This is a genomic window from Frankia gtarii (assembly GCF_025403375.1).
GTDB classification, from domain to species: Bacteria; Actinomycetota; Actinomycetes; order Frankiales; family Frankiaceae; genus Frankia; species Frankia gtarii.
Genome location: NZ_JAMPTM010000448.1, coordinates 1 through 3,099, shown reverse-complemented (window position 1 = coordinate 3,099; position 3,099 = coordinate 1). Strand labels below are relative to the sequence as shown.

Below are 3,099 nucleotides of genomic sequence, written 5' to 3'. Positions count from 1 at the left end.
CCTTGGTCATCATCGGCAAGTGGTTCCTGCTGGCGTTCGCGGGCATGACGCTGGTGGCCTGGGTGGGTTGCCTGTGGCTGGCGCGGCGGGGCCGCCGGGTCGTCACGGTCGGGATGGCGGGGATCGCCGTCCTGCTCACCCTCGCCACCGCGGCCGACCTCGTCAACGCCCACTACAGCTACCTGCCGCGGATCGACGACGTCATCGGGGTCAAGTCCTGGCCGACCGCGTCGACCCATGACGTGGTCACCGCCGCGCCGGCCGCGTCGGCGCGGACCCACCCGCAGGGCACGGTTGTCAGCCTGCCGGTGCCCGGCGCCCGCAGCGGCTTCGGCGTCCAGCAGGCGTTGGTCTACCTGCCGCCCCAGTACTTCGCCGAGCCGCACACCCGCTTCCCGGTGGTCTACCTGATGCACGGCTCCCCGGGGGTGCCGGTCGACTGGTACCGGGCGAACCGGGCCGCGCAGACCGGCGCCTGGCTCGCCGCCGACCACCGGCCGGCGATTTTCGTCGCCCCGCGGCTGAGCCGCGGCTGGCTCGACGACAGTGAATGCGTCGACCGACCCGGTGAGCACATCGAGACCTACATCATCGACGACGTGATCCCGACGATCGACGCCCGGCTGCGCGTCCTGCCCGACCGCGCCGACCGCGTCTTCGCCGGTATGTCCGCCGGTGGCTTCTGCGCGTTGAACCTCGGCCTGCGCCACCGCGACCTGGTCGGGTCGATCGTCGACATGTCCGGGATGGACCGGCCCACCCACGACGGGGGCATGGTCGGCCTGTTCGGCCATCGTCGAGATCTCGCCCGGGTCGTCGAGGCCAACACCCCCGTCCGCTACGCCGCCACGCTGGCGCCGGAGCCGCCGATGCGCATCTGGCTCGACTGCGGCCTCGGCGACCACGAGGCACTGGGGGACACCCGGACGATGGCGTCGATCCTGAGCGGCCGGCCGGGGTTCACCGTCCGCCTGCGGCTGCGTCCGGGCAGCCACGACTTCGGCGTGTGGCGTCCGGCGCTGCGCGACGGCCTGGCCTGGACGCTCCCGTCGACCGCCGGGGTTCCGATCCGGCTGCCGGTGGGGCATCCGGTACCGCACCACGGCGCCCGGGCCACCGCGGCGACCTGACCTCGGGCGCTGACGCGGCCCGCGGGTGAGTTGGCGCCGCCGTCGGCGGGGCGGTCACGGTCGGCGTGTGGCGGTCGGCGTGTGGGGATCGGCGTGTGGCGGTCGGCACATCGACGTTGCCTCGACGGGTGGCGGGGAATGCCGCGGCAGGCCACGATGTCATGACGGTGACGCTGATCCTCGCTGGGTGGGGGTGTTCCGTGATGCTGCCGGGTCGACGTAGTGACGGTCAGCGTCCCTCGCCGCGCCCGAACGCGTCACACTGGCCGGTGTCACCAGACCGGCCGGTGCCACCGGGTCGGACGGTGCCACCGGAACGGGCGGCGTCGAGGCCGATGGCGTGGCTGCGAACGGTGCCACGGCGGTTCCCGGTGACGGGCGTCCTGCTGGCCGTGCTCATCGCTGCCCGGGTGCTGCGTGCGGCTGACCCGGATCTCGCCCTGCGCTGGCAGTGGGCGACGAGCACCACCCTGCACCAGATGCTGCGTCACCCGCTCGGCGTCCTGCTCGGCAGCATCCCCTGGGTGGCCGATGGGCCGGTGGCGCCCTGGCTGGCCTTCGCGGCTCTGGCCGTCGGCGGCCTGGAGGCCACCGTGGGAAGCGTGGCGGTGCTCGCGGTGGCATTCGGCGGCCATACCGCGGCGACGCTGATCTCCGAAGGGATTCTCGGGCTTCGGGTCGAGGCCGGCGGCCTGCCATCCAGCGCGCTGCACGTGCTCGATGTGGGCCCGAGCTACGCCCTCGGTGGCGCCCTCGCAGCCCTGGTTGCCCTGCCGACCCCCCGTCGACTACGTACCGTGGCCGGCATGACCCTCGCCGTTGTCGGCCCCGTGATGATGTACGGCGTCACCGACGGCGACCTCGACGGAATCGGCCACACCGCCGCACTCGCCCTCGGCGGCCTCGCTGGAACCATCCCCGCGCTGCGCCGTCGTGCCGCCCGCCCTGCATTGTCCCCTTCCGGCCATTCCGTTCACTCCGCCCGTCCCGCCCGTTCCTTGGCCATGCCGTGGCGAACCCCCCGTCCACGGCTGGCCTACGCGCCCACGGAGAGGACCACCATGCCTGCGCGCTGGGCGATGCGCGTTCGCCGGGGGAGGCCGCGGGCCTCGGCCGGCACCGCCGACGTCGCGGCCCACCCGCGCCAGGTCTGGTGGTCCATCCCACGCGGACTGCACCACTGAGCGATCCGGGCTTCGGGTTGGCCGCAGCTCCGGCCGGGCCTACGGGGGAGCGCAGTCGGGGTGGCGGTGCCGGCGCTCCGCCAGCAGGAAGTAGATGAGAGGGACCGTTGGCATGAGAACGGTTCGGCGTTCACGACGACGGCTGGGTCGGCCGCGCGCCAAGAAGCGGGGTGAGTCATGGCAGGTGTGCAAGATGGAGTTTATCGGATCCCGCTTGACGGGAGGCAGATACTGACCGGCACCGCCGCGGATAATGCCGTCCTACTGCCGGAGCGCACCGGCCGACAGGAATGACAGGTCCAGCAGGCGGGCAACGAGACCTGGGCGATCCGTCGGGCGGATTCCGCGAAGTTTCTCGGCTTCGACGGCGACCCGGATACCTTCGAGCGCGTCCGGACGTTCGGGCAGCCGCGGGAATGGCGGATCAGCGACGGCCCGCGGCCCGGTACCTTCACCATCGGTGTGCCGAACAACGAGCTGACCCTGGGGCTGCACCCGGCGCTCGTCTTCCCACCGCTGATCGCGCTCTCGCCGGTCTTCAGCGAGGATAACGGCTGGAGCTTCGAGAGCATCGACTAGCCGCGGCCGTCGGTGCGAGGCCGCCCGGGAATCCGGGCGGCCGCCGGCTGCGGACCGGCCACCCTGCGCCGTGGATGACCTTTCCTGGTCGTCCACGGCCCGGTCGGAGGGGAGCCTCGCCGGGACCTGCGCCCAGCGGGGATCACCGGTGCCAGGTGGCCACAGATGCGCCCGCGACGACCGCCGCACCAACCCCGCCGCCCCGC

The 3,099-nt window shown here is 72.9% G+C and carries 2 protein-coding genes; both read left to right on the top strand.

The features are described 5' to 3' along the window. The first annotated feature begins 2 nt into the window (after positions 1–2). Positions 3–1,130, top strand: coding sequence for an alpha/beta hydrolase (locus tag NBZ83_RS31190; RefSeq protein WP_261576413.1), 1,128 nt, complete (start codon positions 3–5; stop codon positions 1,128–1,130). Positions 1,131–1,483: 353 nt separating this feature from the next. Beyond that, positions 1,484–2,314 (top strand): rhomboid-like protein, encoded by an 831-nt coding sequence (locus tag NBZ83_RS31185; RefSeq protein ID WP_261576412.1) that lies wholly within the window; start codon positions 1,484–1,486, stop codon positions 2,312–2,314. Positions 2,315–3,099 lie beyond the last annotated feature (785 nt).